Here is a 6,758-nt window from a genome sequence, read left to right on the forward strand (position 1 = left end):
CAGGATTACGGATCAAAAGTTCATTACCTATATATATAAGTATTGACGGTTCTTTTTTTACCCAAAACTGTTTCCAGTTTTGCTCTTGTACTACTGTATTGTTTATGTAAATCTCTTCAAAGATCGCCCTTCTTGATGCCCTCCGTTTTATCGGAAAGCGGTTGCAAAGGTAAGGAGTTTTTCGTATATCCTCCAAATTTTTGCGGAACTTTTTTCGAAGTTTTTTTTTCGAAGCTCAGCTTCGAGGTTCACTTCTCAAAAGTGGGTGCAAAGGTAAGGAGTTATTTTCAAACCACCAAATGTTTTGAGAAGTTTTTTTTCGAAAGTTTTTTCGAAGACCTCAGAGGGAAGGAGCTCTCCGCTTGGGCCTCTCTCATGCGAAAGGCGGGAAAGCCATCTGCCACTAAAGGACAACTTCATCCAGAATCACCTGCAACAGCATGTCAAGTATCACCGCTTCGTTTCCGAAAGCGGGTGCAAAAGTACAGCTTATTCAGATAACTGCAAGCTTACAAACGATTTTTTTCGACACTTTCTTGAACTTTTTTCGCAAATAGCTGATTTACAAGTATGTTTTATAGCAGGATTTTCAAAGACGAAATGTACAAGGTGAAATGACGGCACATTATAATATTTCATGCGCATGGGCGCGCGCGTTACAATTACAACTACAGGTAAGTTCTATGCGAACAAAACAAGAAAACAGCGCGTTAGGGAGAGGAAAGCGATGATTTAAGGAGAGGAAAACGGTGCTTTTCCCTAACTGGAGAAAAAGTTCTGGCCTACTGGAGAAAAAGATACCGATAACTGAGGAAGAAATTCTTTCTATAAGAAGAATTAAAAAGTCATGATGTCAATAGATTACGATCCTCATAAGGACTGAATGAAAAATGTAGTCTTTTCTTGTTTCTGAACAAAAGAAGAATTAATTTTGCGCCCGTTTTCAAGGACCTTATACTAAATTTGAAGAAGAAAATGAACGCAAAACTCAAATTTCCATCCAAACAAGCGGCTATTCACGAAGCCAAGGACTACGTTATGATAGCCTTAGGAATGATTTTATACGGCATCGGATGGACCGTTTTCTTGTTGCCCAACGACATTACGACTGGTGGCGTACCTGGTATTGCTTCTATTGTCTATTTTGCAACTGGACTTCCTGTGCAGTATGTCTACTTTTCTATCAATTTCATCTTACTGCTATTAGCCATCCGTATCTTGGGATGGAAATTCAGCATAAAGACCATCTTTGCTGTATTCACCCTAACCTTCTTCCTATCGCTGATCCAACGGGTGACGCAAGGCATCACACTGCTTCACGACCAACCATTCATGGCCTGTGTTATTGGCGCCTCCTTCTGTGGGAGCGGCATCGGCATTGCCTTTTCGTCAAACGGAAGCACGGGCGGTACAGATATTATTGCGGCTATCATCAATAAATACAGAGACATCACCTTAGGAAAGGTGATGCTGATATGCGACTTGATTATCATTTCGTCAAGCTATTTCGTACTAAAAGATTGGGAAAAAGTTGTATACGGATACGTAACGCTCTACATTTGCAGCTTTGTTCTTGACCAGGTGGTAAACAGCGCCCGTCAGTCGGTACAGTTCTTCATCATCAGCGACAAATACGAAGAAATAGGCAAGCGCATCAATGTCTATCCCCACCGCGGCGTAACGGTAATCAACGCATCAGGTTTCTATACAGGAAAGGAAATCAAGATGTTATTCATCCTGGCCAAAAAGCGCGAATCGGGTATCATCTTCCATCTGATCAAAGAGATTGACCCGAATGCGTTCGTATCGCAAAGCGCTGTCATCGGCGTGTACGGCGAAGGATTCGACCGCATCAAAGGGAAGTGACGGGTACAAAGCGTCCTTCCCTCCACACATATTTCAGCACGGGGCGAATGAAAGGTTTCAACACTTCATTCGCCTCGCTGTCCATATAGCGGGGCGTAGTAAAAGTGAACGTCAGCGTGTCGTTTTTGGAAGAAAGGTTGGCCATAACCAATGTCATATCTGCCTGACTCATGGCTTGCCGTACACCGTTATCATTCAGAGAGTCGGGGACAGAAAGAAAGTCTTCCAATACAGGCATCTGAAGGAAAGAGGAGGCGGAAAGTTCCTGCCACTCCGTGGTATAGAAGCAGACATCGCTGTCGGGCACAGGGCCGTTGACGGTGGAAATCGTGCACACAACGCGCGTCGAATCGTTCACATCCAACATCTTCATTTGCCAGAAACTGCGACTCGTCATCTGCATACGAATATAGTCGGGAGCAAGTTCGGTCATTTCGGACTTCTGCCCCAAGCGATTAGTCACTTCCGCTTTCATCTTGCTTTCGAGGAAATCAATACAGTCGGCTTTGTTGACCTCCGTCAACAAAGGCGTTAGGCTGTCGGGCATCGCCTTGAAGCAATCTTTGGCCGTCTGGCCGAACAAGGGAGCCATGCCCAAAAGGGCTACAGATATAAAGGTATATAGTTTCTTCATTCTTTTATTCTTTTTTGTCTGCATTGCGACGGAGCAGGCGGCACACTTCCTCCAGGCAGCGGGCATCCACCTCGTCGAACGTATTGAGTTCACTGCTATCCACGTCGAGCACGCCCCACACCGCGCCCGCGCCGTCGGTCAACGGCACCACAATTTCCGAGCGCGAAAGGGAACTACAGGCGATGTGACCGGGGAAGGCGTCGACATCGGGCACCACCAGCGTGCGGGCTTCTTGCCACGCCGTGCCACAGACGCCACGTCCCTTGCGGATGCGCGTACAGGCCACAGGCCCCTGAAAAGGCCCCAGCACCAGTTCGTCGCCCGACACGCGATAGAAACCCACCCAAAAGAAGCCGAACGTCTCCTTCAAGGCTGCCGCCACGTTCGCCAGATTGGCCACCTCGTCGGTTTCGCCCGCCAAGAGGCCTTCCAGCTGAGGGAGCAGGGCTGCATAGCGCTCTTCCTTCGTGCCGCCGCTGATATACAAATCTTCTGCCATACGATCAATTGAATTTTAATTGCGGATGCAAAGATGAGAATTAACGCGGAAAGATACAAGACCGTCCGACGTTAAAATCTCCTTATATCCGTCCGTCAGCGGCTGCCCAGGTAGAGGAAGAACATACCGATGAGCACCAGGATGAGGTCGACCGCCTTGCTCTTCAGATTCTTTTCGTGGAAGAAGAGGGCACCGAAGAGGAAGGAGACTACCACACTGCCACGACGCACCATCGAGACAATGGAAATCATGGAATCCTCGTAACTGAGGGCGTAGAAATAGACGAAATCGGCTGCGCAGAGAAACAACGAGATGCCCACAATGGTCCACTCCCAGCGGAAGGGCGTGCTCGTCTTGCGCTGCGGATACCACAGGAGCAGGATGATGGGGCACATGATGAACACCTGGTAGACGTTGTACCACGACTGCACCAGCATGGGATGGAGCCGCGTCATCAGGTACTTGTCGTACAGGCCGCTGATGGCGCCCGTCACCGCCGCCAAAACGATGAACAGAATCCACTTGTTGTGTTTGAAATCGATGCCCTCCTTCTTACCCGAACGGCTCAGCATAAAGAACGAAAGCACGGCCAACAGCACGCCAATCCACTGGTAGAGGTTCAGCCGCTCGCCAAACACCAGCAGGGCGCCGATGAGCACCATGACGGGACGCGTGGCATTGATGGGACCGACGATGGTGAGCGGCAGGTGCTTCATGCCGAAGTAGCCGAATATCCACGACGAAAGAACGATAAATGACTTCAGCAGAATGTATTTATGCGCCTCCCAGCCCGCTACGGGCATGTCGAACATCGTCCCGCTGAGTACGTCGGGCGCCCAGAAGGACAACAGGATGAAAGGAAGGAACACCATACTGGAGAAAACGGTATTCAGAAACAGAACCGGCAGCACGGCATTGTCGCGCAGCGACTCTTTCTTGAAAGCATCATAAAATCCCAGCAACGCAGCCGAGAGAAAAGCAAGAAGTAACCACATGGATCAAACAAATATAAAATATCGGTTATGAACTATATAAACAGAGAGTCAGGATAGGTGACGTCCACCAGAAAGAGGGCATTGCCCGGCACCGACGTGCCCGCACGGCAGCGGTCTTTCTGCTCGATAACGCGACGGAAGCCGTCAACGTCCATCTTGCCGCGGCCCACCTCGAGCAAGGTTCCTACCACCGCCCGAACCATGTTGCGCAGGAAACGGTCGGCACGAATGGTAAAGACCCACGTCACGTCGTCCACCTGCGTCCAGGCGGCCTCCATGATGCGACAGTTGTTGGTCTTCACGTCCGTATGCAGCTTGCTGAAGCTGGTGAAGTCGGTATACTCGAATAACGTCCGGGCCGCCTCGTTCATCCGATCGAAGTCGGGGCGTTGGAAAAGTCGGCAACGATATTGCCGGTCAAAAGGATACTTGGCCGTCGTAACGTAATACTTGTACATGCGCGAGGTGGCATCAAAGCGGGCATGTGCTTCGGGCTTCACTGCCCGCAGGCGGTACACCGAGATATCCGGCGGCAGCAGGCGGTTCAGCTTGTCGGTCATGAAAACTTCGTCCAGCGGACCGTCGGCATCAAAATGGGCCACCATGAGCGAAGCATGTACCCCCGCATCCGTACGCCCGGCCCCCACTACGCCGACCTCGCGGCGCAGCAACGTAGACAACGCCCTCTCGAGGCACTCCTGTACGCTCACTCCGTTGGGCTGCACCTGCCAGCCGTGGTAGGCCGTGCCGTCGTAAGCCAAATCAATGAAATATCGTTGCATCCAATAATCTTTTGGGAGGCAAAGGTACGGATAATCCACGTATTTTGTATTATACAATCCGCAATTTATATACAATGCGGAAAGCAAAATCTGCGTATCTTTGCCTACAACCTTTAACAACGTAAATTATGACAAAGAAAGTATTGATTTTATCTTCCAGTCCGCGCCGCAACGGCAATTCGGACACGCTGTGCAATGAATTCATGCGCGGAGCCGTAGAAAGTGGACACACCGTCGAAAAAATATTCCTGCGTGACAAAACCATCCACTACTGTACGGGATGCAGCACCTGCAGCTTCCTCCAAAAGCCCTGCCCGCAGAAAGACGATGCGGCAGAAATCATCGAGAAGATGGTAGCAGCCGACGTCATTGTTCTGGGTACGCCTGTCTACTTCTATGCCATCAGTGCCCAGATGAAAACCCTGATAGACCGCTGCTGCGGACGCTATACCGAGATGACCGGCAAGGAATTCTACTTCATCTCGGCCGCCGCCGAAGACGACGACGCCATCGCCCGTCGCATTGCCGACAGCTTCCAGGGCTTCCTCGACTGTCTGGAAGGGCCGCAAGTGAAAGGCAACATCTTCGCCGGAGGCGTATGGCATCCGGAAGAGATAGCAGGACATCCGGCCCTGGCGCAGGCCTACGAAGCCGGGAAAAATCTTTAAAGGATAAAAGGGAAAGGCCTCGGAAGTAGAAAAACGAAAACTATCTTTTGCTTTTTGTACTTTCGAGGTTTGCTGTATCTTTGCACGCGGTTTACGGGAAACCACGAAACAAAACGACTTAATACGAGCAATGAAAATGAAACTGTTCCAACGGGCCTCGCGCCTCCTCCCCTGCCTGCTGCTGACGGCAGGCCTCGCCTCCGCCTTTGCAGGATGCAAGAAGAAAGACATGTCGATGAAGATGAACGAGCCGCGCAACATCCACGGCGTGGCCAACTTCGGCCGCACCTTCGGCGACCTGAACCAGAAACAGCTGAACGTGGCCCAGGCCATCGGCATCAGCCCCATCGCCTCGCGCGAAGAAGCGGAAGAAATGACCGACCGCCTGACCTTTATTGAGTCCAACGAACGCTATGCCGTCGACTCGCTCACCCACTCCATCCCCTACCTCATACCCGGCGCCGCAGCCCTGCTGGACACCATCGGGCAGAATTTCCTCGACTCGCTCACGTCCAAGGGCCTCAACCCGAACCGCATCATCGTCACCTCCGTCCTGCGCACGGAGAAGGATGTGAAGCGCCTGCGCCGCCGCAACACCAACGCCTCGAGCAACTCCACCCACGCCTACGGAACGACGTTCGACATCAGCTGGAAGCGCTTCCAGAAGGTGGAAGACGAAGACGGACGCCCCATGCAGGACGTCGGCGCCGACACGCTGAAGCTGGTGCTGGCCGAGGTGCTGCGCGACCTGCGCCGGGCCGACCGCTGCTACGTGAAATACGAAATCAAGCAGGCCTGCTTCCACATCACCACCCGAAAATAACCGGAATTTTCATCGACGGCCCGTCCCGATGTGCAGAGAGCCCAGCGGACATTCCGACGGACCGTCCAAACGCATGGAGAAGCTTTCGGACATTCCGACAGGCTCTCCAAACGCGCGGAGAAGCTTTCGGACATTCCGACAGGCTCTCCAAACGCGCGGAGAAGCTTTCGGACATTCCGACAGACTCTCCAAACACGCGGAGAAGCTTTCGGACATTCCGACAGGCTCTCCAAACGCGCGGAGAAGCTTTCGGACATTCCGACAGGCTCTCCAAACGCGCGGAGAAGCTTTCGGACATTCCGACAGGCTCTCCCAATGCTCCGAGAAGCCGCCGGACATTCCGACGGCTCCGAAAAATCATTCATCCTTTTCTTCCAGCAGCTTCCATGCCAAGGGCAAGCAAGTGGCGATATCGCCCGCCGTCATGCCCGTGCGGCCCTGCTTGCGCGCGGCGATGTCGCCCGCCAGACCGTGGACGTAGACACCCAGGC

The 6,758-nt window shown here is 51.9% G+C and carries 7 protein-coding genes; 3 read left to right on the top strand and 4 right to left on the bottom strand.

What is annotated here, in order from left to right:
* Nucleotides 1-975 precede the first annotated feature (975 nt).
* Entirely contained in the window at nucleotides 976-1,866 is an 891-nt protein-coding gene (locus BQ8005_RS16910; RefSeq protein ID WP_021846244.1) for a YitT family protein, read from the top strand.
* Here BQ8005_RS16910 and BQ8005_RS16915 read toward each other — a convergent pair.
* The 4 genes from BQ8005_RS16915 to truA form a co-directional block, all read right to left on the bottom strand.
* Nucleotides 1,853-2,500, bottom strand: coding sequence for a DUF3256 family protein (locus tag BQ8005_RS16915; protein ID WP_075319350.1), 648 nt, complete (start codon nucleotides 2,498-2,500; stop codon nucleotides 1,853-1,855). The two genes, BQ8005_RS16910 and BQ8005_RS16915, sit on opposite strands and share 14 nt — an antisense overlap.
* Before the next feature lie 4 nt (nucleotides 2,501-2,504).
* Entirely contained in the window at nucleotides 2,505-2,999 is a 495-nt protein-coding gene (locus BQ8005_RS16920) for a GAF domain-containing protein (RefSeq protein ID WP_021846246.1), read from the bottom strand.
* Between the two features lie 95 nt (nucleotides 3,000-3,094).
* Entirely contained in the window at nucleotides 3,095-3,994 is a 900-nt protein-coding gene (locus BQ8005_RS16925; RefSeq protein ID WP_075319351.1) for a DMT family transporter, read from the bottom strand.
* Nucleotides 3,995-4,026: 32 nt separating this feature from the next.
* The gene (truA, locus tag BQ8005_RS16930; protein ID WP_075319352.1) at nucleotides 4,027-4,776 is read right to left on the bottom strand and encodes a tRNA pseudouridine(38-40) synthase TruA; all 750 of its coding nucleotides are present in this window, start codon (nucleotides 4,774-4,776) and stop codon (nucleotides 4,027-4,029) included.
* A 128-nt stretch (nucleotides 4,777-4,904) separates the two neighbouring features.
* Between truA and BQ8005_RS16935 the strand changes: the two genes are divergently transcribed.
* Both BQ8005_RS16935 and BQ8005_RS16940 read left to right on the top strand, forming a co-directional pair.
* Complete coding sequence (locus tag BQ8005_RS16935) at nucleotides 4,905-5,444, top strand: flavodoxin family protein (RefSeq protein ID WP_075319353.1); 540 nt, start codon at nucleotides 4,905-4,907, stop codon at nucleotides 5,442-5,444.
* Nucleotides 5,445-5,580: 136 nt separating this feature from the next.
* Nucleotides 5,581-6,267, top strand: coding sequence for a DUF5715 family protein (locus BQ8005_RS16940; protein WP_075319354.1), 687 nt, complete (start codon nucleotides 5,581-5,583; stop codon nucleotides 6,265-6,267).
* Nucleotides 6,268-6,758: the final 491 nt, after the last annotated feature.

It is taken from the genome of Bacteroides togonis (genome assembly GCF_900130135.1).
Classification (GTDB): Bacteria; Bacteroidota; Bacteroidia; order Bacteroidales; family Bacteroidaceae; genus Bacteroides; species Bacteroides pullorum.